The sequence below is a fragment of the Runella rosea genome, assembly GCF_003325355.1.
Taxonomy (GTDB): Bacteria; Bacteroidota; Bacteroidia; order Cytophagales; family Spirosomataceae; genus Runella; species Runella rosea.
The window spans coordinates 382,315-406,369 of record NZ_CP030850.1 but is presented as its reverse complement, the minus strand read 5'-3'; the positions used below and the strand labels follow the sequence as shown (position 1 = coordinate 406,369).

23 protein-coding genes are annotated in these 24,055 nt (G+C 43.6%); 11 read left to right on the top strand and 12 right to left on the bottom strand.

Going from position 1 to position 24,055, the window contains the following annotated elements; translation table 11 throughout:
* Positions 1 to 381 precede the first annotated feature (381 nt).
* The 5 genes from DR864_RS01905 to DR864_RS01885 all read left to right on the top strand — a co-directional run bounded on the left by DR864_RS01905 (position 382) and on the right by DR864_RS01885 (position 7,687).
* Positions 382 to 3,102, top strand: a complete 2,721-nt coding sequence (locus tag DR864_RS01905) for a T9SS type B sorting domain-containing protein (protein ID WP_114065356.1) — start codon at positions 382 to 384, stop codon at positions 3,100 to 3,102.
* 169 nt (positions 3,103 to 3,271) lie between these two features.
* Positions 3,272 to 4,003, top strand: a complete 732-nt coding sequence (locus DR864_RS01900) for a hypothetical protein (protein WP_162793509.1) — start codon at positions 3,272 to 3,274, stop codon at positions 4,001 to 4,003.
* 189 nt (positions 4,004 to 4,192) lie between these two features.
* The gene (gene yiaA / locus DR864_RS01895) at positions 4,193 to 4,591 is read left to right on the top strand and encodes an inner membrane protein YiaA (RefSeq protein ID WP_114065354.1); all 399 of its coding nucleotides are present in this window, start codon (positions 4,193 to 4,195) and stop codon (positions 4,589 to 4,591) included.
* A 106-nt stretch (positions 4,592 to 4,697) separates the two neighbouring features.
* Entirely contained in the window at positions 4,698 to 5,093 is a 396-nt protein-coding gene (locus DR864_RS01890) for a VOC family protein (protein WP_114065353.1), read from the top strand.
* 95 nt (positions 5,094 to 5,188) lie between these two features.
* Positions 5,189 to 7,687, top strand: a complete 2,499-nt coding sequence (locus tag DR864_RS01885; RefSeq protein WP_114065352.1) for a bifunctional UDP-N-acetylmuramoyl-tripeptide:D-alanyl-D-alanine ligase/alanine racemase — start codon at positions 5,189 to 5,191, stop codon at positions 7,685 to 7,687.
* A gap of 8 nt (positions 7,688 to 7,695) precedes the next feature.
* Here the strand turns inward: DR864_RS01885 and DR864_RS01880 are convergent, their stop codons facing one another.
* Positions 7,696 to 8,340: a hypothetical protein gene (locus DR864_RS01880; RefSeq protein ID WP_162793508.1), complete on the bottom strand. Its 645-nt coding sequence runs from the start codon at positions 8,338 to 8,340 to the stop codon at positions 7,696 to 7,698.
* A 197-nt stretch (positions 8,341 to 8,537) separates the two neighbouring features.
* On the opposite strand from DR864_RS01880, the gene DR864_RS01875 reads away from it, so the two are divergent.
* Positions 8,538 to 9,653 carry a fatty acid desaturase family protein gene (locus DR864_RS01875; RefSeq protein WP_114065350.1) on the top strand — a complete coding sequence of 372 codons (1,116 nt, stop codon included), beginning with the start codon at positions 8,538 to 8,540 and terminating at the stop codon, positions 9,651 to 9,653.
* 14 nt (positions 9,654 to 9,667) lie between these two features.
* Here the strand turns inward: DR864_RS01875 and DR864_RS01870 are convergent, their stop codons facing one another.
* The 5 genes from DR864_RS01870 to DR864_RS01850 all read right to left on the bottom strand — a co-directional run bounded on the left by DR864_RS01870 (position 9,668) and on the right by DR864_RS01850 (position 12,917).
* On the bottom strand, positions 9,668 to 10,318 hold the full coding sequence (locus DR864_RS01870) for a response regulator transcription factor (protein ID WP_114065349.1): 651 nt from the start codon (positions 10,316 to 10,318) through the stop codon (positions 9,668 to 9,670).
* A 39-nt stretch (positions 10,319 to 10,357) separates the two neighbouring features.
* Complete coding sequence (locus tag DR864_RS01865) at positions 10,358 to 11,188, bottom strand: sensor histidine kinase (RefSeq protein ID WP_114065348.1); 831 nt, start codon at positions 11,186 to 11,188, stop codon at positions 10,358 to 10,360.
* A 166-nt stretch (positions 11,189 to 11,354) separates the two neighbouring features.
* Positions 11,355 to 11,783: a hypothetical protein gene (locus tag DR864_RS01860; protein ID WP_114065347.1), complete on the bottom strand. Its 429-nt coding sequence runs from the start codon at positions 11,781 to 11,783 to the stop codon at positions 11,355 to 11,357.
* A 69-nt stretch (positions 11,784 to 11,852) separates the two neighbouring features.
* On the bottom strand, positions 11,853 to 12,506 hold the full coding sequence (locus DR864_RS01855; RefSeq protein ID WP_162793507.1) for a hypothetical protein: 654 nt from the start codon (positions 12,504 to 12,506) through the stop codon (positions 11,853 to 11,855).
* Positions 12,507 to 12,512: 6 nt separating this feature from the next.
* Positions 12,513 to 12,917, bottom strand: a complete 405-nt coding sequence (locus DR864_RS01850) for a hypothetical protein (RefSeq protein WP_114065345.1) — start codon at positions 12,915 to 12,917, stop codon at positions 12,513 to 12,515.
* 355 nt (positions 12,918 to 13,272) lie between these two features.
* Between DR864_RS01850 and DR864_RS01845 the strand changes: the two genes are divergently transcribed.
* On the top strand, positions 13,273 to 14,022 hold the full coding sequence (locus DR864_RS01845) for a hypothetical protein (RefSeq protein WP_162793506.1): 750 nt from the start codon (positions 13,273 to 13,275) through the stop codon (positions 14,020 to 14,022).
* A 160-nt stretch (positions 14,023 to 14,182) separates the two neighbouring features.
* Here the strand turns inward: DR864_RS01845 and nadC are convergent, their stop codons facing one another.
* The 3 genes from nadC to arfB form a co-directional block, all read right to left on the bottom strand.
* Positions 14,183 to 15,016: a carboxylating nicotinate-nucleotide diphosphorylase gene (gene nadC, locus DR864_RS01840; RefSeq protein WP_114070113.1), complete on the bottom strand. Its 834-nt coding sequence runs from the start codon at positions 15,014 to 15,016 to the stop codon at positions 14,183 to 14,185.
* Positions 15,017 to 15,186: 170 nt separating this feature from the next.
* Positions 15,187 to 15,729, bottom strand: a complete 543-nt coding sequence (locus tag DR864_RS01835; RefSeq protein WP_114065343.1) for a GNAT family N-acetyltransferase — start codon at positions 15,727 to 15,729, stop codon at positions 15,187 to 15,189.
* Positions 15,730 to 16,134 carry an alternative ribosome rescue aminoacyl-tRNA hydrolase ArfB gene (gene arfB / locus DR864_RS01830; RefSeq protein ID WP_114065342.1) on the bottom strand — a complete coding sequence of 135 codons (405 nt, stop codon included), beginning with the start codon at positions 16,132 to 16,134 and terminating at the stop codon, positions 15,730 to 15,732.
* Positions 16,135 to 16,183: 49 nt separating this feature from the next.
* On the opposite strand from arfB, the gene DR864_RS01825 reads away from it, so the two are divergent.
* The gene (locus DR864_RS01825) at positions 16,184 to 16,381 is read left to right on the top strand and encodes a hypothetical protein (RefSeq protein ID WP_114065341.1); all 198 of its coding nucleotides are present in this window, start codon (positions 16,184 to 16,186) and stop codon (positions 16,379 to 16,381) included.
* Between the two features lie 29 nt (positions 16,382 to 16,410).
* Here DR864_RS01825 and DR864_RS01820 read toward each other — a convergent pair whose 3' ends face one another.
* The 3 genes from DR864_RS01820 to uvrB all read right to left on the bottom strand — a co-directional run bounded on the left by DR864_RS01820 (position 16,411) and on the right by uvrB (position 19,137).
* Entirely contained in the window at positions 16,411 to 16,629 is a 219-nt protein-coding gene (locus DR864_RS01820) for a type II toxin-antitoxin system RelE family toxin (protein ID WP_114065340.1), read from the bottom strand.
* A 65-nt stretch (positions 16,630 to 16,694) separates the two neighbouring features.
* Positions 16,695 to 17,096 (bottom strand): acyl-CoA thioesterase, encoded by a 402-nt coding sequence (locus DR864_RS01815; protein ID WP_114065339.1) that lies wholly within the window; start codon positions 17,094 to 17,096, stop codon positions 16,695 to 16,697.
* Between the two features lie 22 nt (positions 17,097 to 17,118).
* Entirely contained in the window at positions 17,119 to 19,137 is a 2,019-nt protein-coding gene (uvrB, locus tag DR864_RS01810; RefSeq protein WP_114065338.1) for an excinuclease ABC subunit UvrB, read from the bottom strand.
* Between the two features lie 463 nt (positions 19,138 to 19,600).
* On the opposite strand from uvrB, the gene DR864_RS01805 reads away from it, so the two are divergent.
* The 3 genes from DR864_RS01805 (at position 19,601) to DR864_RS01795 (ending at position 24,043) form a co-directional block, all read left to right on the top strand.
* Positions 19,601 to 20,515 carry a TIGR01777 family oxidoreductase gene (locus tag DR864_RS01805; RefSeq protein ID WP_114065337.1) on the top strand — a complete coding sequence of 305 codons (915 nt, stop codon included), beginning with the start codon at positions 19,601 to 19,603 and terminating at the stop codon, positions 20,513 to 20,515.
* A gap of 95 nt (positions 20,516 to 20,610) precedes the next feature.
* Positions 20,611 to 22,548 carry a polysaccharide biosynthesis protein gene (locus tag DR864_RS01800; RefSeq protein ID WP_114065336.1) on the top strand — a complete coding sequence of 646 codons (1,938 nt, stop codon included), beginning with the start codon at positions 20,611 to 20,613 and terminating at the stop codon, positions 22,546 to 22,548.
* A 10-nt stretch (positions 22,549 to 22,558) separates the two neighbouring features.
* Complete coding sequence (locus DR864_RS01795) at positions 22,559 to 24,043, top strand: NAD(P)H-hydrate dehydratase (RefSeq protein WP_114065335.1); 1,485 nt, start codon at positions 22,559 to 22,561, stop codon at positions 24,041 to 24,043.
* The last annotated feature ends 12 nt before the right edge of the window (positions 24,044 to 24,055 follow it).

Sequence of the window (24,055 nt, the reverse complement as noted above, 5' to 3'; positions counted from 1 at the left end):
GCAAACTTAGATAGAAAGAATTACTTTCAATAAACATCCCGATTGCTTAAGCTACATTTAACCAATAAGTATATAATTATATATATACCTTTAAACCCCTTTTCCTCTCCCATTAGGCATATTTTCATCCTATTTTGTTCGTAAGTATATCCATTTAAAAAAAAATTATATACTCTTACGATATTTTACAGCTAAAGTGTTGCATATCTGATTATTTATATAAACTTTTGCAAAACCTTTTGGTATATTTATATATCAATTTACCCTATTTTGAAAATTTATTATCATGAAAAACCTAACGAACCCGCTTCCGTTACGCACAATTCCTGTGCCTTTTCGAAGGACAGAAACGCCATTTTACATTAATAGACCTTTCACAATATGCTGAAAGGGATATTTTTTATCCCCTACTTTTTTCTTCTGAGTACCTCTTTCTTAATTGCCCAACCCAAAAAGTGGGCAGCTAATTGGTATTTTGGGTACAATGCAGGAATCAGCTTTATGGATGGCACTCCCAAGCCATTGTCAGGGGGAATAATAAGCACGTGGGAAGGTTGCGCAAGTATCAGCGACAACAATGGAAATTTGTTGTTTTATACCGATGGAAGTACAATCCGCAATAAAAAACACCTGGTTGTTCCAGGAGCGGTAGATTTAGGGGGGCACAGTTCCACTACCCAATCGGCAACCATCGTACCGCTACCCGAAGAGGACAATATTTACTATGTTTTTTCGATTGATTTTTCGGGAGGCGAGAAAATATTACAGTATTCTATTGTAGATATGCAATTAAATGAAGGGCTAGGAGGTCTTGTTTCAAAAAACAATATCCTACTTACCAATTCATCAGAAGGTCTGACGGTTATAAAACATTGTAATTCTATAGATTATTGGATTTTAGCGAATGAACTCGGTACTAATTCATTCAAAGCTTTTAAATTGACGAAAGAAGGCATAAATCGAAAATTCATCGAAAGTAAAATTGGCGCCCGAAAAGGCCCTGCGGGACATTTAAAAGCGTCTCCCAACGGTCAAAAAATCGCCATTGCATTGTTCAGTGATTCGTTTGAACTCTTTGATTTTAACCCAAATACGGGCATCGTATCAAATCAAATGCTGATACGTCATCCCGAATTTCACCCCACGTATGGGTTGGAGTTTTCGGCCGACAACCACTATCTCTACATGGCGGGGACCCTTGTAGATGGTAAACAAATATATCAGTTTGACATCACTGCTGGTTCTGCTTCGGCTGTACTGCAATCCAAGACATCAGTAGGAAAAATCGCGGATTCTTACTTTGGAGCATTACAATTGGGGCCTGATAATAAAATTTATGTAGCCATCAACGGACATAATCATCTGGCTGTTATCAACAATCCAACCCTCAAAGGCACGGAGTGCGGATTTATCAAGGACGGGGTCAGTTTAGGTGGCAAAAAAAGCGGCATTGGCCTTCCTAACTTCATTTCTGCGCCTTTCAACACCCAACCAAGGGTATTTATATCTCGTAGTGTTGGAAAAACTTGCAAGGACATAACTTTGAAGGCAGATATTGCTCCCAGGGTCGGTAATTGGCATTATCAGTGGTTTTTGGATGGAAAACCAATACATAGAGCTACTCAAACAAGTATCACACCAGCCCAATCGGGTAGCTATCAGGTCATTGTAAATGAAGTAGGCAGTTGCAACAAAGACACCATCAGGTCCGAGGAACTTGATGTTGAATTTTTAAATGCAAATCCTGAATTTACCATCGCCAATTGCAACAACGTATTGCTGAAAGCCAATGCTAATGCACCGTTTCAATGGATAGGCAATGATATTCCACGGGAACAGGAATCGCAAGATACATTGACGGTTGCAGGCTATGGTGTTCAAAAGTATAGGCTGAAAATGTTTTATTCCGATAACACTTCCTGTTTTGTTCAGAAAGAGTTAAGTGTCGTATTTCCACCTACCCAATCATACAAACTTGAAAAAAAATCACTTGTCTCCTGCGACACCCTTACGCTGATTGCGCCAATCAGCCCAAATTGGGATACATATAAGTGGAAACTCCTCGACAATTCAACCGTCAATGCTAACAAAGTAACCGTACGCCAAAGCGGACAATACATTGTTTTCGTAGAAAATACGCAAACGCAGTGCGTGACCAAAGACACACTCAATGTGATCATTCACCCATCACCCGCCATGAGAACCAATGAAAGTTTTTGCCTTGCATCTTCAACTTTGGAACTTCAAGCAGGTGCCAACGGCGAAAATCTGTTGTACGACTGGGCTCCGAATTCCTCCAAAAATGCCTCATTGATCGTTGATAAAGCGGGTAGCTACCACGTTAGGGTTACCACCCCCCAAGGCTGTAGCTCATCGCGCTCCATCAACGTAGTCGAGTTGCAAAAAGTAACATTGGGTAGCAATATCACCATTTGTGAGGGTGACCCCATCGAATTATCGCCCACCGTGACCAATGCCCCCAACCCCGTTTCTTACCGCTGGTCATCAGGGGAGAATGCCCGAACGATTAAACCCGAAAAGTCAGGTACATATACTTTAACCACCAAGCAATCGGTATGCGAAACCGTTGACTCTATCAAGGTTATTATCAACCCTTTACCCAAAATAAAAACCACTGAAACGGTATGTTTGGACAAAGAAATTGAAGCGGGTGGACTAGAGGAAGATTTAACCTATCAGTGGCAACATTCGGGTGAAAGTACACCTGTTATTGCGATTTCAGCATTGGGAGTCTACAAGGTAAAAATCACAAATACATTCGGTTGCACTGCTACTCGCAACATCAGCGTCAACGCCTATTGTCCTCCGCACGTATATGCTCCCGATGCCTTCACTCCCAACGGAGACGGCATCAATGATGTTTTCTCTCTATTTGTCGCCAGTGGTCAACCCGTTTGTTTAGACATCTATAACCGATGGGGGCAACTTATTAAAAGAAATGAAAACGAAAATCCAGGATGGGACGGGCAAGTAGATGGGACACTTTCGCCAGAAGGCACCTATCCTTATGTGTTTCGGTACAAGATTCGCAACGACAATTCGATTCATGAATACCGAGGTGTGGTCATTCTTCAACGATAAATAAAGCCATTATATAGCGCTTAAAAACCCCTCTCTCTCATTTTGATAACTTTCTCCCCGTTGTGTTTTTAGTTTCTTTACTTTTGTAACTAAACAAACACAAAACAGTTTGGCTATTGACTGACGGCAGCACCTCTGTTTTCATTCCATAGATATGCAGGGAATCAACATGAAAAACTCAAAACCTCGCCCAAAAAACTTAATAAATTCGTCGGTCATAACTGTTATTGTTATTTCACTTGCCGTATGTATTCTGTTGATTGTAAGGAGTGTTTACACCCCTTTATCACCTACTGATTCCGCTTCCGAAATCCCAACGGCTGAATCAGCCAACAAAGATGCAGACCTCATAGACACCGCCGCATCGGTTAAAGCGCCCAATATCACCGCAGAGCGCGCCGCTGAGAGAGCTTTTTATAAGACAAAATTCGCCAAAATGGCCGACAATTTCACTTTTGCAAAAGATGATTTTCAAACCAAAGGCTGGTATTCACACAAGAATTTCGGTAAAAAAGCCGCCGGTCGCAAAACCCTGAAAGCCCACGTACGCGAAGACGGATTTATCTACCTTGAGTCGCAATTTTACGGTAACGATTGGATTTTTCACACCCATATTAAAGTGAAAGTGGGAAGTCTGTATTTAAGCAGTCCAAAAATTGAATCCTACAACAAGAACAATAAGCAGCAGTACGCGGGCGATACCTTTTGGGAAAATGTATACTACCGCGAAACGGGCGACAATGGCATTATTCAAGCCATTGCTGATTCCACTTCCAAACCCGTAAAGGTGCGTTTTGAAGGCCGAAAATTCAACCGCGACATCGTTCTGACCGCCGAAGAAAAGCAATCTATTAAAGAAAGTTACGAGCTTTCGGTGGTACTAAAAAAAATAAATCCGTAGCCCCCCGCCTTCCTTCTCATTCTCTCGGACTTACCGTTTGAGACAACTGCATTTTAAGGGGCATTTTCAGAATGGACCTTAAAATAAGTAGAACGTCAGAAAATCAGGTGTTTAGTTGGCCATTTTAAGTTTTTCTTCAAACTTCGTCCCACGAATTTCACGTAAAGAAAAAACAAAATGACAACAGCCATGTATCAAAAACCGTCAAGTGCTTTTATCGGTGCCTCTTGGGTGGCATTGGGCGCAGGAATGTTAGGTTACCTCATCGGACTTTGGAGAGCCGAAATGCTACTTAACGAAAAAGGGTATTATTTTACGATTCTTATGTACGGATTATTCTCCGCCGTATCGGTGCAAAAATGCGTCCGCGACCGTTTGGAGGGTGTCCCCGTCACCGATATTTACTACGGCATCAGTTGGTTTTCCACCATTTTGGCCGTTACGCTTTTGGCCGTCGGGCTTTGGAATGCCACCATGCTGCCTAGCGAAAAGGGCTTTTATGCCTTCGCTTTTTTGCTCAGTATGTTTGGCGCCATCGCCGTGCAGAAAAACACGCGCGACAGTCAGGATTTTAAAAAACAAGGTTAGAAAATGGAGCACTGTGCAAAGTTTTTTTAGCTTCGTACAGTCTTACCGTTGAACCTTTTCGTGGACGATTGCGGTATTAGAACAACAAGTTCAATTAATTTAACGCATGAGAATCGGACACCTTACACTATTGGTCAACAACTACGACGAAGCCATCTTCTTCTATACCCAAAAATTAGGTTTTATCCTCCTCGAAGACATTCAGCTCACACCCGAAAAACGCTGGGTAATCGTTGCCCCTTCTGATGCGCAAGGCGCTGGCTTACTCTTGGCCAAAGCCGCTACGGACGAACAAAAACAACACATTGGAAACCAAACGGGAGGACGTGTTTTCCTGTTTTTGTACACCGATGACTTCTGGCAAACCTACGAAAATATGAAGGCACAGGGGGTAACGTTTTTGGAAGAACCACGGTCGGAGCCATACGGACGGGTAGTAGTATTTCAGGATTTATACGGCAATAAATGGGACCTCTTGGAAAGTAAAAGCAATGCTTATTAAGCCTATTGGTCAGAGTTCCCTTTCATGACATTCTGACAATAAAGCGAATAACTTCAACCAGAAACATTATTTTTGGCGGAAATTTTAGAATAAAAATGACCGCAACGATTTTCCAAAATACCCAGATTGATACCAACGCCGCCTATTTGCTCACCGACAGCCGGCAGTTAGTTTTTCCCCAGCAAACCATTTTTTTTGCCATCAACGGCGCCCGCCACGATGGACATCAATTCGTGGCCGAACTGTACAAAAAAGGCGTTCGCCAATTTGTGATTGAACAAAAAAGCCTCGACAATAAGCTCTTAGCCACCATTGAGTCTTTTGAAAACGCCCGAATTTGGAGCGTAGATAGCAGTTTAAAAGCCTTACAAAACGTAGCAAAACGCCACCGTGCTCAATTTGACATACCAGTCATAGGTATCACGGGGAGTAACGGCAAAACCATCGTCAAAGAATGGCTGGGGCAACTGCTCAGTGCCGATTATCGAACGGTAAAAAGTCCCAAAAGCTATAACTCACAAATCGGCGTGCCGCTGTCGGTATGGCAGATGAACGATACCCATACCTTGGGGATTTTTGAAGCGGGGATTTCGCAGATTCACGAAATGAAGGCACTTCAGGAAATCATTCAGCCCAGCATCGGCATATTCACCAACATCGGCTCTGCTCACGATGAGGGCTTTAGAAGTCGGAAGCAAAAAGTAACCGAAAAGCTGCGCCTTTTTACCCAATGTAACCAACTCATTTATCGCGCCGATTACACGGATATTGACGAAGAGATTAACCTTATTTTAAAATCCGTTAATCCAAAATGCGAGTTAATCAGCTGGGGTTCAAGCGAAAACTGCCTGATTCAGGCCGAGTGGCATCAAGACACCGAACAAACCTACGTGGTGCTAAAATCGGCCGTTGAAACCTACGATAACCAACTTTTTGCTGTTCCTTTTACCGACGAAGCATCGGTAGAAAACTGCATTCATTGCCTAATTCTACTGCTTACACTGGGCATTCCTTCGGCTGAAATTAGGCAACGCATAGGGCGTTTACGGCCCATTTCCATGCGTCTTGAGCTGAAAGAAGGGATTAACAACTGCTATTTAATTGATGATACCTACAATAACGACCTTGTAGGATTGACGATTGCGCTCAATTTTTTGAGCCAACAAGAACAGCGTACCCAAAAAGTAGCGATTTTGTCTGATTTGCTGCAAACGGGACAAAAAGAGGACGAACTGTATACCCAAATCAACACTTTACTGCACGAAAAGGGCGTTCAAAAACTCATCGCCATCGGCGAAGCCTTTAAACGAAATGCCCAATTCATTAAGGTGGAAGCCCAATATTTTACGACAACTAATGACTTTCTTGCCAAATTATCTACCCACTCCTTCCGAGATTCATTGGTACTTATCAAAGGAGCCAGGCCCTTTCAGTTTGAGCGAATTGTACACCGTTTACAGCAAAAAGTCCATGGAACCGTGTTGGAAATCAACTTGGATGCTCTGACGCACAACCTTAACTTTTACCGAAACCGCGTCGGCAACGACACACGCATTATGGTCATGGTCAAGGCGTTTGCGTACGGTAGCGGCAGCGCCGAAGTAGCTCAATTATTGCAGTTTCACCGGGTTGATTATTTGGCCGTGGCCTACACCGACGAAGGGGTTCAACTGCGCCAAAATGGCATTGAATTGCCCATTATGGTCATGAACCCATCGCCTTCTACTTTTGAGAAACTCATTGAATATCAACTTGAACCTGAGATTTACAGCCACAAAATCCTGGACGAATGGCTCAGTTTTCAGTATTCGGGCCCTACAACGGAAGAAGAGGTTAAAGATGAAATGCAGGAGGTGCCGATTCACATCAAGCTTGATACAGGTATGCACCGGCTAGGTTTTACGGAAGTTGATTTGCCATTGCTGATTCATAAATTACAACAGTTCCCGACTTTAAAAGTTGCTTCAGTTTTTAGCCATTTGGCGGGAGCAGATGAAGCCATTCACAATGAATTTACCCGTTCACAATACGAGCGTTTTGTTTCGGGGGCTTCGCTGCTTGAACAGGCTTTGGGTTATCAACCACTGCGCCATATTCTCAATTCGGCGGGAATCGTGCGGTTTCCAGATTATAAACTGGATATGGTGCGGTTGGGAATCGGCCTCTATGGCGTAGAAGTCAATCGGCTAGAACAACGGGCCTTGCAGCAAATCGGTACGTTCAAAACGGTGGTTTCTCAGGTAAAACACCTCCCCGCTGGCGAAACAATCGGCTATAGCCGCAACGGAATTTTAGAGAAAGCCTCCTCCATCGCAACCATTGCCATTGGCTACGCCGACGGCTTTGACCGCCGTTTTAGCAAGGGGGTAGGCAAAGTACTTATCAACGGTGCTTTGTGCCCGGTAGTTGGCAATGTGTGCATGGACATGACCATGGTAGACGCAACGGGCGTCACAGTTCAGGAAGGCGACGAAGTCATTATTTTTGGAAATGACCTGCCAATCGTACAATTGGCAGATCAAATCGGAACCATTTCTTACGAACTTTTGACGGGCATCAGTGAGCGAGTCAAACGCGTTTTTTACAAAGAATAACCCAAGATTTATTGTTTGGTAGGTACTTTGGCTTTTGCGTCTTCAAACGTCTTTTTCTTGGTTTCCAAATCCGTCTGAGAGGTAGCTACGTCTTTTACGTTGACTTCTAGATCTTTACGCAAATTAGCGAGTTCTTTTTCGGTTTTTTCAATGTCTTTTTTAAGACTTTCGCCCTTGCGCGTCAGTTTGCTAAAGTTCTTTTCCGATTCTTTCATGGCTTCTTCGGCTACCCGGGCGTCGTCGTAGAGAATGGCGTCTTCCGCAAATCTTTTCAGAAATGTTTCGGCTTCTGCGTATCCTTTGGTGCCCTGCGTCACATACGAGCCATTGCCCAAATCGAGGTAAATAAACACCTGAGAAAGCCCCTTTTTTGAGCTCACCTGACTCGCTAAATTGATGGGCGAGGATGAAATACTAGGTATACTAGCACTAGGTGCCCGATACACCCCGCCCCGTGAGCTGCTTACCTTACCATACTGTTTGAGGTATTCTTCCCAATATTTACCAAGATACTTTTCTTCGATTTTTGTCGTTACATATAAGCCTTCAAAACTTGATTTATCAATTTCACGCTTATCAGGCAAAACGGTCTGTGCTTCGCAAGTATACCCCCAAAAAATGCTTAAAGCAGCAATCAACAGAATCTTTTTCATTTTTTTACCAGTTAAAATTACCAATCTTACAATGTTAACATTTGACATTACGAACACAATTTAGTCCGCAATGTTACAAATAACAATGACATTTCACCGAATTGTAAAAGGCTATTTTATTAATCGTTAGAAATTTTAGCCTACCGTCCTTATTTTTACGTCACTAATACCAGTCAATTCACCTAACCTTATGAAAAGTGAAACAAAAAACGCAAATTAGATTCGTAAACAAAGACAAAAACCAATTCTTCCCTACGTTAAAGAAAAGAGTCGATGCCTATTTTCAAGACCGTCAACTCTCAAAAAACGCCAATGGCACGCTGATTATAAAAACAGCCGTTCTGACGGCAATGTATCTACTTCCTTTTATCGTTTTGTTATGGTTGCAACCTCCCCTCGGCATCAGCCTTGTGTTGTGGTTTATTATGGGGCTGGGATTAGCGGGGCTGGGAATGAGCGTAATGCACGACGCAAACCACGGCGCGTATTCAGAAAACGCCAAAACAAACTATTGGATTGGTAATATTTACCTCAATATGCTGGGCGGCTCTACCTTCAATTGGAACCTGCAACACAATGTGTTACACCACATGTACACCAACGTGGTGCACGTCGACGAGGATATCAATGATAAATTGGTGTTAAAATTTTCGCCACATACACCCGTCAAATCCTTCCATCAGCTTCAGTGGGTATACGCCTTTTTTTTCTACGGAATTTTGACACTGTATTGGGTATTGGCCAAAGACTATATTCAGTTCATTGGGTTCACCAGAAGCGGCGTAAATAAAGGGACCAAAGCAGAAAATGCCCTGACACTGCTCAGAATCACGCTGGTTAAAGTTGTTTATTTTGCCATTATTATCGGCGTACCCACGTTGGTCTATCATCTGCCATTGGGCGAAGTAATCCTTGGATTTTTGGTGATGCACTTTGTAGGCGGCGTGATTCTAACCACGGTGTTTCAACTTGCCCACGCGGTAGAAGGAACGAGTCATCCGCTTCCTAACGAAAAAGGCATCATCGAAAACGATTGGGCCATTCACCAGTTGAACACGACCGTCAATTTCTCGCGCCATAACAAATGGCTTTCGTGGTACGTAGGCGGACTGAATTTTCAGGTAGAGCACCATCTTTTCCCCAAAATCGCGCACGTTCACTACCCAGAATTGGCGCCGATTGTCAAAGAAACCGCCGAAGAATTTGGGATTCCTTATCTAGAAAATCCGTCGTTTGGGGTGGCTTTGCGCTCACACATTGCCAATCTGCACCAACTCGGACGCCTTCCCGACCTCAACGAAGCCATCGGGTAGCGTCTTGGCCGGGGCTAAAGCAAATCGTTTTTGAACGCGTATGCCACCAGCCCCGCAGTATTTTTGGTGCCCGTTTTTTCCAACAACCGCAGCCGGTGGCCTTCCACCGTGCGGGGGCTCACAAATAGCTTTTCGCTGATTTCTAGCGTTGAAAGGCCCTCGCAGAGCAGTTGTAATACTTCCATTTCGCGCGGAGAGATTTGTACTTTGCTATTAAACAGCGGCGCTGGAGGCGTGGCCCGCGTGATTACTTTGCGGTGCAAGGCTTTAGACACAAAATCGCTATAATAAAAACCATCAGACATCACACGGCGAATGGCGTTTTCGACTTCTCCCGGCTCGGAGTCTTTCAGCAGATAACCGTTGACGCCCTTTTCAAGCAGGTGAATGATGAAACGGTCTTCTTCGTGCATGGAAACGATAATCACTTTGACGTGTGGAAACTGCGACTGAATGTGCTCGGTCGTTTCGACCCCATCCATTACGGGCATTTGAAGGTCCAGCAGGGCAATGTCGGGCGTGACGCGCGCCAGCAGATCCAACAATTCTTTGCCGTTGGCGGCTTCCCCAATCAACTCAAAATCACCGATTTGATTCAACATAGCCGTCATCCCTTTTCTGAAAAGGTTATGATCATCTGCTATTACGAGTTTAATCTTTTCCATCCGATTTGTTACACTTTGTATTTATCTGCTACAGTCGTCTTATTGTGCTTTTTCTACGTCTCGTTTTTTTGCTTTCTCAAACAGCACCAGCTGCCTGAGTTCTACCACCGCACGACAACCTTTTTGGGGACCTGTTTCGTAATTAATCTTTCCGTTGATAACCCGCAACCGCCCTTCAATGCTGTCTAGCCCCAACCCCGGCGAAGGACGCGTGTGGGCCTCTTGCAAATTAAACCCGTGGCCGTTGTCTTCTACAACCAAGCCAAAGGTCTCGGGCGGTAACGACAGCTGAACGTGAACGTTGGTTCCGCCTGAATGTTTGAGCGCGTTGTTGATAAGTTCCTGCGCTACCCGGTACAGCATCAGTTCTACTTTCGGCTCCAAACGTATATTTTCGTCTCCCGAGTAGCCAAACGTAATCCGAACCGTATGGCTGCCGATACTTTTGGCTGCAAATTCCTGCAACGCTGCTGGCAGCCCAAAGCGCTCCAACGTGGTAGGCACGAGTTCGCGACTGATGCGCCGCACGTGGCTGATGGTTTCGTCGAGGGCTTCTCGTACCTGTTTGGCGAGCCGCTCGGCTTGATCTTTGGAGCCTAGCTGACCGTATAAAGCATTGAATGTCAACTTTGTAACCGACAACAACGCCCCAATATCATCGTGCAAATCCTGAGCAATGCGCCGGCGCTCGGCTTCGGTTGAAGCCATAGAAACCTCCAGAAGCTTGCGTTGAAATTCGGCTTCCATGTCTTTGACGCGCATCTGTTGTTCAATCTGCTTGCGTTGATAATACATCACAAACAGCACAATGAACATTGCCATAATCAGCATGATGCCCGTCCCGATAATGATGACATAGGGAGATTCCATATCCGGGCTAGATGACTGTAATATGAGCCGCTCAAAAATACGTAGAAAAACTCGGGACGCTTTATTTTTTTAGTTAACGGCACAAAAAAACCGAGCGAGTGACTCGCTCGGTATAAAAAACGGAACAATCAGGCAAAGTTGACACTCACCCCTATTGATGCACTCCTTAAGGATTACAAAATCCTGGGCAAGGATAGGCATTTCCACCTGCGCCGCCGTCCTCGGTTGTGCGGGCATTTGCAAGCGACGTAATGTCTCTTCCATCTTTATCAATGCCTACAAACACCAATGAATTTTTACCATCATTATCTTTTGTGAAATAAAATCGCAACCCCACTACTCCTTTTTGGTTCATTAGTTTTTCAATAACGTCTTTCCCAAAGGCTACTCCTCGGATTTCATCGGGGCTTGTTTTTTGGAAGGCGGCCATTTGGGCTTTTGCCTCTTTGAAGGGCACTAACGTACCAATACTCGCAGCTACGCGCGCTTCTTCGGCTGTCAGCAATGTTTTTTGAGGTGTAACATTCACATCCTGATCTTTTTGACAGGCCAATACAAACGCCGCAAGGCAGAGGGTAGTAAGCATTTTTTTCATGAAAGTTGGTTGGTTTTAAGTTAACAGATTAGTTCAAGTTATAAAAGCTGTGAATTAACTATTTTATACTTAATCCTTTGCTGGCTTCATGTACCAAATGGAAAAACACAGAAATAGACTGAACACAATGGAAAGCACTGCATCAATCATCCAATATTGTTGCCTCAATTCAATAGTACTGTTAAAAGTAGTTTCAATAAAAATATAAGAAAATATGGTACCGGCATAATAAAGTAAAGCACCAGCACTAAACCAAAACAAAGGGTATCTTGTCAAATTAGGAACGTGGAGGCTTTTCAAAAGTTGATAAAAGTAAAAAAGAATAAAAACGATTGCAATAAAGCCTGATACGTTGTAGGAAAATTGATTAAAGTCTTTTGTTTTGGCATTAAGTAGTGTATTGTAATCCAAAAATGCGGTACATATTACAATAAGAATGCCCCCAATTGCTAAATATTTGAAATAGTGATTTTTTACAGCAATCTTGTAAATGATTGCAATAAGAATAAACTCCAACAAATTATGCCAGTTATAGATGTAAATATTATACACTCCTAACTGATTCATTACAAGGGTAACTGTATTTCTCAGTAGTGTTAAAAAACCATAGATACCTATTAGTTTGTAAATATCAGTACTAAAATAGCCCCTCCTAATTATTGCAATAATTGTCGGTATGATTATACTTAAATCAGCAAAATATGCAAGAAATAAAGTAATCATAAAATTTTATGGATTACAAAATCCAGGACAAGGCAATCCCCCTCCAGCACCGCCATCTCCTGGAATTCCATCCTTCTCACCCGAAGTATTTTTGATAGCTTTAAACTGAAAATCTCTTCCGTTGCCTTTTTCGTCAATCTTTACGGGCACCAGAAACAGGCGGCGCATCATGGCTGTGCCTGCGGGGTCAATTTCTCCGTTGGTTTCGGGCGCTACGCCGTAGTAAATACGCAGGCCGTCGCAGCCAGTGTCGAGGAGTTGTTGTAAAATCTCGCGGCTAAAGTATTCTGCCTGTCGGTTTTCATCTGGATTTTTGGGCTCGTGGGCTAAGGGCTGATGTTTTTTTTTGAATTCGCCACGGTACTTGTCGATTTCTGCTTTTGAAAAAAAGCGTCCTGCAATTTTTGGCATGTTGGTAAAAGGGATTAAAAAAGTGAAACAATGCCGCAAGCTAAAGAAGGGGTAATAGATATGCAAACCGTTGGATAATTGAAGAAACTAAATTTGTGTTTTTTGAAAAACAGGTATTTCTACGCTAAAATATTTAATCATCAGGCACGACATTTGTAACGGGTTTGGTTGAATCAGCATCTCAATGGTGCAAGATTTTTTCTCATAGGTTAGGTTAGGAAAAAAAGCCAGAGGCAGTTGCCTCTGGCTTTTTTAGTTTTTTATAAAAATAACCACTCGAACTTTTGTGATTCAATAATAAACATATTCTTTTGCACGTAATGTTATTAGCAAACCAACCAAAATTAGCCCAAAAATGAGATATAAAGCATTTTTATCCTTATTAGTATGTACTTATTTATCATTATTTCCTAAAACATCATTAGCTCAGTTGTTTAATCCAATCCAAACCAGAATGGATGTGGGAGTTGCTTGGAAAGATAAGTCATTAAATATCGGTTTTCTTTACAATCAATACCTCAAACTCGATAGCAAAGGCATTTTCCAAGTAGGTTGGGGAGTGAGAGGTTCTCATCTGAAAACCAATACGTTAGATTACACAACTGCCCCATCAGAACTAACCCGGGGAAAGTCTGGATTGGCCATCAATGCGCCTATAATTATGAAGAATATTGACACACTTCAACTCAAAACATCCATCACTTCCTTTAATTTTAATCTAGGTTTTCAGTTATCGTTATTCAACCGATTAGACCTTGGTGCCAACGCCGACATTTTAGGTTTTGCCTTAGGAACACGCCGTTCTGGCTTTTATTTGGGTTCGTCGGGTTTCAATAAAGTAGATTCATTAAATCTCCACCAAACCTACCAAGAAGCTCGCCCCACTGGCTTGGCGATTCAATTCCCCCAAGACCATGTAAAAGGTACGCTAAACAGTGAGTTATTTGCCCGTTTGCGTATTACAGAACGAGTTGCGGTCAAGGTAAGCTACCTACTGGCAGTGAGCGAATATAAAACAAACAATATCCTCATAGACGACAATAGACGTTTTCGATTGCGCTCCAAAATGCTCTACGTCGGACTTAGCTTTCCAATCAACCAGTAGGCACAAAAAGACGAATTATCAGCCTGATTTTCAACATATTACCTTCTTTTCACTTCGATTCAAAGGTAATATATCCCCTCTAACAGAAAGTCAAAATGGGAGGATTTTTATCAATAAGTCTTGATAAAAATCCTCCCATTTTAGATTATACAAAAGCTAATCAATACGCCTTCAGGCTCAAGTCAAGGCTTTTAATTTGATGGGTAAGTGCGCCGCATGAAATGTAATCAACGCCCGTTTCGGCAACGGCGCGAATCGTATCTTCCCGGATACCGCCCGAGGCTTCGGTAGGGTACTTCCCTCCTACCCGCTCTACGGCAGTGCGGAGGTTTTCGAGGCTAAAATTATCGAGCATAATGCGCTGAATACGACCCACTCGCAGGGCTTCTTCCAGCTCGGTGAGGCTTCGTACTTCAATTTCGATTTGCAGTTTTCGTCCCGTACGAGCCAGATAATCATTGGCTTGCGTAATGGCCGCCTCAATGCCCCCCGCATAATCTACATGATTGTCTTTGATTAAAATCATGTCATAAAGCGCGTACCGGTGATTGACCGCTCCCCCGATTTTGACGGCCATTTTCTCAAAAATCCGAAAATTAGGGGTTGTTTTACGGGTATCAAGGAGCTTGGTTGGCAATCCATCCAACATATTTACGAGCGAACGCGTATAAGTGGCAATGCCGCTCATACGTTGCATCGTATTGAGTACCAAGCGCTCCGCCTTTAAAATAGCCTGTGCATCGCCGCTGACGGTCAAAACAATATCTCCTTTTTGAATGGCCTGTCCATCTTGCATCAAAAGCTCTACCTGCAACAACGGATCAACTTCTTCAAAAATGATTTTGGCGACCTCGACTCCCGCAACAATGCCGTCTTCTTTGACCAATAGACGGGCGCGGCGCTCAGCGTCGCGGGGGATGGTAGAAAGAGAAGTGTGGTCGCCGTCGCCCACATCCTCTGAAATTGCTAAACGAATGTAATCACGAATATCCATGCCGCAAGATAAGTTTTTGTTTAGTATACCCCAAACCCACGCGGTCATCTGATAAATGCCCAACCAGCTTGTCAAGCCGTTATCGGTCTCCATTCGAGTAAAAAGGGGTAAAATATTCCCCTATGAGTTGAGAAATAAATTCCACAAAAAATCTTCTTAAAAAAAGCGTGCTATATTTTTTTGGCAAGAATCACCATTCCCCGAAGCTCTGATCTCAAACGACTGAACTCAATGTCGTCGAGACGAGAAGGCGCAAGCAGCGAAAATCCCGCTTTTTTGTAACTTTCAATGGCTTTTTGCGAAGAGTCCATCGCCATCAACCAAACAAGCTCAAAGTCGGCATGATGGGCTTTTTCAAATACCCAACGCATGGTTTTCTGGCCCAACCCCAAGCCCGTAAACGACTTCAGAAAATAGATTTTTTCTAGGTAAAGACACTGCTGCGGGTTTTGGTCAAGCGGCGCTTTATTTTTGACGAGTTTGAGCAGACCCGCATCTTCCCCATTTACTTGAATACAATAATAAGAAACCTCAGGATTGGCTAACTCAAGGGCGAGTTGTGATTCATTAAAACATTTGTGTAAATACCAATCCATTCCTTCGGCGTTGTACCATAAATGCGCATAATGCGGCATATACGTCTGATAACCAAGGTGTTTTATTCGTAAAATATCTGTTAAAGGCCGTATTTCAAAATTAAAATCACTCATCATTTATTCCGATATTTTCCGACGCATGGCTTTCACTTCCGCGTCTCGCTGTTTGGTCTGTAATCTTTTTTCTTTCGACGCGGCCGTTGGTTTGGAGGCTTTGCGGGGCTTGGGCTTTTCAAAACTCTTGTGAATCAGGGCGTCAAACTTCTTGATCACTTTGTCTTTGTTGCCCAACTGCGAACGTTCGGTTTGATGATACAGCACCAATACGCCTTCGTTAGTCAGTTTGTTAGCGAGTTTTTCCAATAAAAGGGCTTTTTCTTCTTCCGACAAAAGCAATGAATTGGCGACATCGAAGCGCAGTTCAACTTTTGTTTCGACTTTATTTACATTCTGCCCGCCTTTTCCGCCGCTGCGCGCGGTTTGAAACAGGAGTTCGGGGTGAAGAATTTCAGGGTTCATCATACTTTTATGTAATAACTCTACTTATTTTTGTCTAAAATACGCCTACATTATGAGCAGTGTACAATTTATTACAGACGAAAAGGAAAAAAAAACGGGTGTTTTTTTAACCATGAAACAATATCAAAAATTAATGCATGAATTAGAAGAATTAGCAGAAATCAAAGCATACGACCGAGCTAAGAAAAATGCTGGGCAAAAACGAACTTTCGAACATTTTATCAAAGAATTGGAAACCCCTCAATCGTAAATTTCCCAGCGGTGTCCAATCTCTATTACCTATACAATAAGTTTTTTGTCAAAAATCTCATAAATCACCTGGTAGTCACCCGTTCGAATTCGATACGCCTCTCTTCCTTTCAGCTTTTTATATCCAAAGGGTCGAGGGTCTTCTCCTAATGCCACAATTGCCTCACGCAGATTATTCCAATGCTTCCGGTCAATTTTCTTAAATTGTCTTTCTGCATATTGCGTAATTTCTACTTCATATTTCGGCATATACCCTTGTATTTTGCCGAAAGTTCATAAAGAAATTTCAGGGGTGCAAATACAATGCACTCACCTCACCCCAAAAAGGAATCTAACAGCGCCCCTTCGAGGCGTTTGATGCGGTGGGTTTGACGGTCGAGCGGCACCCAAACGCTCATGGCCTTGACCAATAACCGATTATCACTGGCCCGATAAATCTCATAATGCCGGTCCCAAGTGGCGGCGGTGTATTGGCCTACCCACGTTTTAATGAGGAGCGTATCTCCCAATACCGCCTGCCGCAAATATTCTATTTCGTGCCGACGTACCATCCAAACTACCTCATCCTGAAGTGCTTTCGTGGCTACGTGCTGCCAATGGCTCATGGCCGCCTCCTGCACGTATTGCAAGTAGACGGCATTATTGACGTGATTAAGTTCGTCAATATCAGCGGCTGAAACAACAATCGTTAGGGCGAAAGCAGCGTTGGATGACATCGGGGATAGTAAGTTCGAAATCTTAGTTCTTCAATTTTTCTCTTAGCTGCAACATCTCATCACGATAACGGGCCGCCTCCAAAAAGTTGAGTTCTTTGGCCGCAATTTCCATCTTGCGCTGGGTTTCGGCAATAAGTTTTTCAATTTCGGGTTTGCCCAAGTATTGAATAACGGGGTCGGCTGCAATTCGAATCTCATCCGGCTCCACATAAAACCGTTTTCCAGAACCTTTGGAATCTGCCACCGAAGTCTGCTCCATAATGGCTTCCCGGCTTTTGAAAATGGTTTTGGGCGTAATGCCGTGTTCTTCATTATAAGCCAATTGAATAGCTCGACGACGGTTGGTTTCATCAATCGCTTTTTGCATTGAGCCCGTCATTCGGTCGGCGTACATCAGCACTTTGCCGTTTTCGTTACGTGCTGCCCGGCCAATGGTCTGAATCAACGAACGAATATCACGGAGGAAACCTTCTTTGTCGGCATCCATAATGGCCACCAAAGATACCTCAGGGAGGTCTAGCCCTTCGCGAAGTAGGTTTACGCCGACCAATACATCAAACGCCCCCAAGCGTAAATCACGCAGGATTTCAACCCGTTCGAGGGTTTTTACTTCGGAGTGAATGTAGCGCCCCTTTACTCCAACGCGTTCCAAATATTTGCTCAATTCTTCGGCCATCCGTTTGGTGAGTGTAGTCACCAATACACGTTCGTTTCGTTTGACTCTCTTATCAATTTCTTCCAACAAATCATCAATTTGGTTGATGCTCGGCCGCACTTCAATCTCAGGGTCAAGCAGGCCTGTTGGTCTAATTATCTGTTCCACCACTACGCCGTCTGTTCGGCGTAATTCGTAATCAGCGGGGGTAGCACTCACAAACACCGACTGTCCAGCCAATTCTTCAAATTCCTGAAAAGTAAGCGGACGATTGTCCAACGCGCTTGGCAATCGAAATCCAAAGTCGACCAAAGATTCTTTACGCGAGCGGTCGCCTCCCCACATGGCTCTGATTTGGGGCATGGTCACGTGGCTTTCGTCCACCACGAGCAGAAAATCTTCTGGGAAATAATCAATCAGGCAAAAAGGGCGTTCTCCAGGCTTACGACGGTCAAAATACCGCGAATAGTTTTCGATGCCCGAGCAATACCCAAGTTCGCGCATCATTTCCATGTCAAACTCCGTACGCTCCCTTATGCGCTGGGCCTCCATGTGTCGGCCCTCCAACTCAAAATAACGCACTTGAGCCACTAAATCATCCTGAATTTCGTGAATGGCGTTCAAGAGCACCTCTCGACCCGTTACAAATAAATTGGCGGGGAAAATAGCCACCATTTTTTCGGATGAGATTTTCTTGCCGTTGGTGGGATTAATGCGTTGAATTTCCTCAATCTCATCGCCAAAGAATATAACGCGATACGCAAAATCAGCGTAGCTGGGATAAATATCGACGGTATCTCCTTTAACCCTAAAATTTCCCCGGGCAAACTCCGCTTCGGTACGACTATAAAGAATTTCAACCAATCGAAACAAAAACTGATTTCGGCTCATGATTTCACCCACCCCAACACGCAAAATGCTTTTGCGATATTCTTCGGGATTGCCCGCGCCGTATATACACGACACCGACGCCACCACGAGCACATCACGCCGCCCCGACATCAAAGACGAAACCGTGGAAAGGCGTAACTTATCAATCTCCTGATTGATAGCCATGTCTTTCTCAATATAGGTATTGGTGGTGGAAATATACGCCTCTGGCTGGTAGTAGTCGTAGTAACTGATAAAGTATTCGACAGCATTGTCTGGGAAAAACTGCTTGAATTCTCCGTACAGCTGAGCAGCAAGGGTTTTATTGTGGCTCAACACCAAAGTGGGTCGATCCAGTTGCGCTACCACATTGGCTACGGTAAAGGTTTTTCCCGAACCTGTCACCCCCAACAGGGTTTGGGCCCGCTCTCCCTCACGTATTCCTTCTACTAATTTGGCAATAGCCTGCGGTTGGTCTCCCGTGGGTTGATAATCAGAGATGAGTCTAAATGACATAGTAAGGCTGTTAAGTCCATAATTAGCAACAAACTAACTTATTTTAAAAGTTCGCTCCAATTACTTCCTCCCCATAAAAAAACATGGCCTCACTCCAAAGAAGTGAGGCTAATGCCAAAATACCCTACTCTATTATATTATAAAACAAATTGGACAAGGATAATGCCAAACTATACAAATTAAAAAAAACATGCCATACAATTATGCTTTGCAAGAATACAATAGCAACACAATCACATACAAATCATTCTATATCAATTAATTACTGCAAAAAACACTCAAATTTCACCATACACGTTCAAAATATGCATGCTTTTTACTTCATCAATTTCTTGAGTACAAAACCTTCAATACAAGTCCCGCGCTTATTTCACGGTATTTTTTTCGGGTCTGTACCACTTTTTGGGCGTATATTTAGTTTATAGGTTAGTACTCTTTTCAACTCATGTAAAAAAGGCAAAAGATGTCAAAAACTGTTTTAATTACGGGAGGCACCGGAATGATAGGAAGCCACCTTACCACACTTTTACTAGAAAAGGGGTATGAAGTCTCTTACCTAAGTCGAAAAAAAGAACCTGTTCCCAATGTGAAGGTGTATAAATGGGACGTTTCCAAAGGAATAATCGAAGAGGAGGCCTTGGCCAAAGCTGATTATCTGATTCACTTAGCGGGTGCCGGAATTGCCGATCAACGTTGGACGCGCGAGCGGCAACAGGAAATTATCACGAGTCGTACCCAAAGCATTGAGCTGATTGCCCGTCACTTGCAAGGACGTCCCTATAAGTTAAAAGCCTTTGTATCTTCTTCCGCAACGGGTTTTTACGGGGCAAATACTGGCGATATTCGTTTAACGGAAGAAACCCGCTCTGGCACAGATTTTTTATCACACGTTACACGGTCGTGGGAAAACGCCTCTGAACTCATCCATAATGTAGGGGTCAGAACAACTAAATTCCGGGTGGGTGTGGTGTTGAGTAAAGAAGGAGGCGCATTGCCTAAAATCGCCGCCCCCATTCGCTGGGGAGTCGGCTCCCCGCTTGGTAGCGGCAAGCAATGGGTATCATGGATTCACATTGAGGATTTATGTAAAATGTACATTGAAGCCCTAGAGAATGAAAAATGGAATGGTATTTACAATGCAGTAGCCCCAACCCCTGTGACCAATAAAGACTTAACAAGTCAGATAGCTAAAGTGTTAAAACGCCCTCTGTGGCTTCCAAACGTTCCTTCTTTGGCTTTAAAAATTTTGTTTGGTCAAATGGCAGATGTAGTGCTCGGAAGCAATTACGTAGTTAATGATAGAATTGCTAAAACAACCGATTTTACCTACTCATTTGAATCTGTTTCGGCGGCCCTGCAAGACTTGCTTAATTCCTAAAAAGGCAAAGAACCATAGTACAGTTTTGAAATGTTTTTTTAACTTTGACAAATAAATTTTACCCTATTTCAAGTAAAATTGCAGTTTTACATCCAATGATTGAGCATTTACTGACTAGATATTCTACCCGCTTTGTATCACAACATTTGATATTAGCCATTGATATAGCAGTCGTTATTGTCGCTTTTTTTATTGCCTGTACCCTCCGCTTTAACCTCGAAATCTCTGCCGTAAACTGGTCGCTCTATAAATACTACCTGTTGGTTCTGTTAGCCAATAGAATCATTTTTTTCTTCTATTTTCGGTCGTATACGGGAATTGTTCGCCACACCAGCATTGCTGATACTTCCCTGATTTTTAAGGCCATTACAACAAGTAGTCTGCTGACCATGATTATCTCGGTGGCCCTATCCCGCTCCACCGATAATAACCTTTTTTATATACCAATTTCTATTCTTAGCATTGAGTATTTCATCTCATTGTTTTTGATGATTGCGAGTCGTTTACTGGTAAAAAATATTTATAAAACACTGATTGTCAATGCCCCAGGAGAAAAAGTGAACGTACTGATTTATGGTGCGGGAGAGCTGGGAATTTTAATCAAAAACACCCTACTCCGCAATCGACACAAAAAATACAACATCCTTGGATTCATTGATGACAATCCATCTTTAAGTTTTAAGTCCCTTGAAGGAGTCGTGGTTTATTCCGAATCGGACGCAGTCAATCAGTTCATTGAAGGCCGTAATCCAGAAGATATTGAAGTAATTCTGGCCATCAATGACATTAAACCCCAGCGTAAAAACCAAATCATTGAGCGTTTTTTACAGCAGGACATCATCGTCAAAGTAGCACCCTCTATTTACGACAAACTGGGTGATTATCAACTAAAAACGGAAGAAATCCGTAATATCCGCATCGAAGATTTGCTTGAACGCGACCCCATACAGATTGATAACCAAAACATTAGTCGCCAACTGGCCGGAAGAGTGGCGTTGGTAACGGGCGCGGCGGGTTCTATCGGCAGTGAAATCATTCGTCAACTGATTCGCTTTCAACCCAAAACCCTGATTTTACTCGACCAATCCGAATCTGGGCTTTATGATTTGGATAATGAACTAAAGCAACAATTTAGAAAATATTTAGGCGACGGAACAAGGGTTATTTTACAAGTAGCCGACGCAACGGATGAAATCCGGATGCGGCATATTTTTAGTCAATACCATCCTCATTTTGTTTTTCACGCGGCCGCTTATAAGCACGTCCCGCTGATGGAAGACCATCCCTACGAGGCGATTAAAGTAAACGTTTTCGGAACAAAAATTTTGGCAGATTTGGCCGTCGAAACGGGCGTCAATAAATTTGTCATGATCTCGACCGACAAGGCTGTCAACCCCACTAACGTCATGGGTGCGACCAAACGTTTGGCCGAATTATACGTTCAAAGTCTCAACAATCGTTTCCCCAACAGTACACGTTTTATCACCACCCGTTTTGGAAATGTACTCGGCTCCAACGGTTCGGTGGTCCCGCTGTTTCAGAGACAAATTCAGGCAGGCGGGCCGATTACCGTCACCCACCCCGACGTTATCCGCTATTTTATGACCATCCCCGAAGCATGTCAATTGGTGTTGGAAGCGGGAAGCATGGGCAAAGGCGGCGAAATCTTCGTTTTTGACATGGGTGAACCCGTTAAAATTGCCGATTTAGCCCAGAAAATGATTAAACTCTCTGGTTTACGCCTTGAGAAAGACATCCAAATCACCTACACGGGCTTACGGCCAGGCGAGAAGCTTTACGAAGAACTATTGAGCGACAAGGAGCGCACCGTTGCCACATACCACCCCAAAATTCAAATTGCAAAGGTATATTCTTCCCCTTTCACCGAAATCACGACTTCACTCCAAGACCTGCGCAAAGCATTAAGAGAAGGCGATAAGGCCTTGATGGTTACGCACTTAAAAACGATTGTACCTGAATTCGTTAGCAACAACTCGATGTACGAAGAATTGGATGGATTAGAACTCAGTTAATCAACGAGCAATGAAAGTCTTTTCTGTAAATCAAATACGTGCATGGGATGCATTTACAATTGCTCACGAGCCCATTCATTCCATTGACTTAATGGAGCGTGCCTCCGTTGCATTTGTAAAGTGGTTTTGTGCCCACTTTGACGACCGGTGCCCAGTCACTATCATTTGCGGAATGGGCAATAATGGAGGAGACGGTTTGGCCATTGCCCGAATATTGATTCAAAAATGTTACGCTGTTCAGGTCTACATTGTAAAACATACCGAAAAGGGCACACCCGATTTTGCCCAAAATCTGCAACGGCTACATCCACAAACCTCCATTCAATGGATTGAACAGGAGGCACAAATTCCAACCTTTACCTCCAACTCTTTTGTTATTGATGCGCTGCTGGGGTCAGGCCTTACCCGTCCCGCTACGGGGCTCATCGCAAAAGTCATTCAGCAAGTCAATGATTCGGAAGCAACCGCTATTTCTGTCGACATTGCTAGTGGCCTTTTTGCCGATTCTCCCAATGCCCCCTCAGACGTTATCATCAAGCCTGCCTACACAATTGCTTTTCAGTGCCCTAAATTGGCTTTTTTTCAGCCTCAATGCGCCGAGTATGTCGGCGAATGGCATCTTGTTTCAATTGGCCTTTCGGAAAGTTACGAGGCCCAAACCCCGACCCCTTATTTTTACACAACAGCAGCTGCTCTTTCTTCCCTCACTAAAGCTCGTAAAAAGTATTCGCACAAAGGTTCTTTTGGACACGCTTTGTTGATTGGCGGCAGTTACGGCAAGATGGGATCAATTGTTTTGTCAGCCAAGGCCTGTCTCCGCTCTGGTGCTGGACTTCTGACGGTGCAGGCGCCGCGTTGTGGTTACGACATTCTTCAAACAAGCTTACCGGAAGCAATGGTTCTGCCTGATTGGCATTGGATGGTCAATACAACGGTCCCCGACATTAAACCTTATTCCGCCATCGGAATTGGCCCAGGATTGGGGCAAGATCCCCAAACACTCCTGATGCTAAAAGGGCTTTTAAGTTCACTTACTTCCCCTATTGTTTTGGATGCCGACGCCCTTAATTTAATCAGCAAACATCCTGATTTACTGCATTCAGTACCCAAAAACGCTATTTTAACGCCGCACCCCAAGGAGTTTCAAAGATTGTTGAATGATCAATGGAAAGATGATTTTGAAAAATTAGCCATGTTGCGCACATTTGCCCAAAAACTTCAACTCATCGTCTGTTTGAAAGGCGCTCACACTGCTATAGCATTGCCCGATGGAAGTATACATTTTAATTCGACGGGTAATCCGGGCATGGCAACGGGTGGAAGCGGCGATGTCTTGACGGGAATTATTACGGGCTTACTCGCTCAAGGAATGCCTCCCGCCGATGCGGCTATTTTCGGCGTATTTCAGCACGGCAATGCTGGTGACCGCGCTGCCCAAAAATGCACGCAACCCGCGCTTATTGCGTCTGATATTATTAATGAGATGGGATGGTAATGAAGAAAACGG

Bases quoted from the DNA above. Each gene is read 5' to 3' on its own strand.
- DR864_RS01905 (WP_114065356.1), top strand. From the start codon at position 382: ATGCTGAAAGGGATATTTTTTATCCCCTACTTTTTTCTTCTGAGTACC.
- DR864_RS01900 (WP_162793509.1), top strand. From the start codon at position 3,272: ATGAAAAACTCAAAACCTCGCCCAAAAAACTTAATAAATTCGTCGGTC.
- yiaA (WP_114065354.1), top strand. From the start codon at position 4,193: ATGTATCAAAAACCGTCAAGTGCTTTTATCGGTGCCTCTTGGGTGGCA.
- DR864_RS01890 (WP_114065353.1), top strand. From the start codon at position 4,698: ATGAGAATCGGACACCTTACACTATTGGTCAACAACTACGACGAAGCC.
- DR864_RS01885 (WP_114065352.1), top strand. From the start codon at position 5,189: ATGACCGCAACGATTTTCCAAAATACCCAGATTGATACCAACGCCGCC.
- DR864_RS01880 (WP_162793508.1), bottom strand. From the start codon at position 8,340: ATGAAAAAGATTCTGTTGATTGCTGCTTTAAGCATTTTTTGGGGGTAT.
- DR864_RS01870 (WP_114065349.1), bottom strand. From the start codon at position 10,318: ATGGAAAAGATTAAACTCGTAATAGCAGATGATCATAACCTTTTCAGA.
- DR864_RS01865 (WP_114065348.1), bottom strand. From the start codon at position 11,188: ATGGAATCTCCCTATGTCATCATTATCGGGACGGGCATCATGCTGATT.
- DR864_RS01860 (WP_114065347.1), bottom strand. From the start codon at position 11,783: ATGAAAAAAATGCTTACTACCCTCTGCCTTGCGGCGTTTGTATTGGCC.
- DR864_RS01855 (WP_162793507.1), bottom strand. From the start codon at position 12,506: ATGATTACTTTATTTCTTGCATATTTTGCTGATTTAAGTATAATCATA.
- DR864_RS01850 (WP_114065345.1), bottom strand. From the start codon at position 12,917: ATGCCAAAAATTGCAGGACGCTTTTTTTCAAAAGCAGAAATCGACAAG.
- DR864_RS01845 (WP_162793506.1), top strand. From the start codon at position 13,273: ATGAGATATAAAGCATTTTTATCCTTATTAGTATGTACTTATTTATCA.
- nadC (WP_114070113.1), bottom strand. From the start codon at position 15,016: ATGGATATTCGTGATTACATTCGTTTAGCAATTTCAGAGGATGTGGGC.
- DR864_RS01835 (WP_114065343.1), bottom strand. From the start codon at position 15,729: ATGATGAGTGATTTTAATTTTGAAATACGGCCTTTAACAGATATTTTA.
- arfB (WP_114065342.1), bottom strand. From the start codon at position 16,134: ATGATGAACCCTGAAATTCTTCACCCCGAACTCCTGTTTCAAACCGCG.
- DR864_RS01825 (WP_114065341.1), top strand. From the start codon at position 16,184: ATGAGCAGTGTACAATTTATTACAGACGAAAAGGAAAAAAAAACGGGT.
- DR864_RS01820 (WP_114065340.1), bottom strand. From the start codon at position 16,629: ATGCCGAAATATGAAGTAGAAATTACGCAATATGCAGAAAGACAATTT.
- DR864_RS01815 (WP_114065339.1), bottom strand. From the start codon at position 17,096: ATGTCATCCAACGCTGCTTTCGCCCTAACGATTGTTGTTTCAGCCGCT.
- uvrB (WP_114065338.1), bottom strand. From the start codon at position 19,137: ATGTCATTTAGACTCATCTCTGATTATCAACCCACGGGAGACCAACCG.
- DR864_RS01805 (WP_114065337.1), top strand. From the start codon at position 19,601: ATGTCAAAAACTGTTTTAATTACGGGAGGCACCGGAATGATAGGAAGC.
- DR864_RS01800 (WP_114065336.1), top strand. From the start codon at position 20,611: ATGATTGAGCATTTACTGACTAGATATTCTACCCGCTTTGTATCACAA.
- DR864_RS01795 (WP_114065335.1), top strand. From the start codon at position 22,559: ATGAAAGTCTTTTCTGTAAATCAAATACGTGCATGGGATGCATTTACA.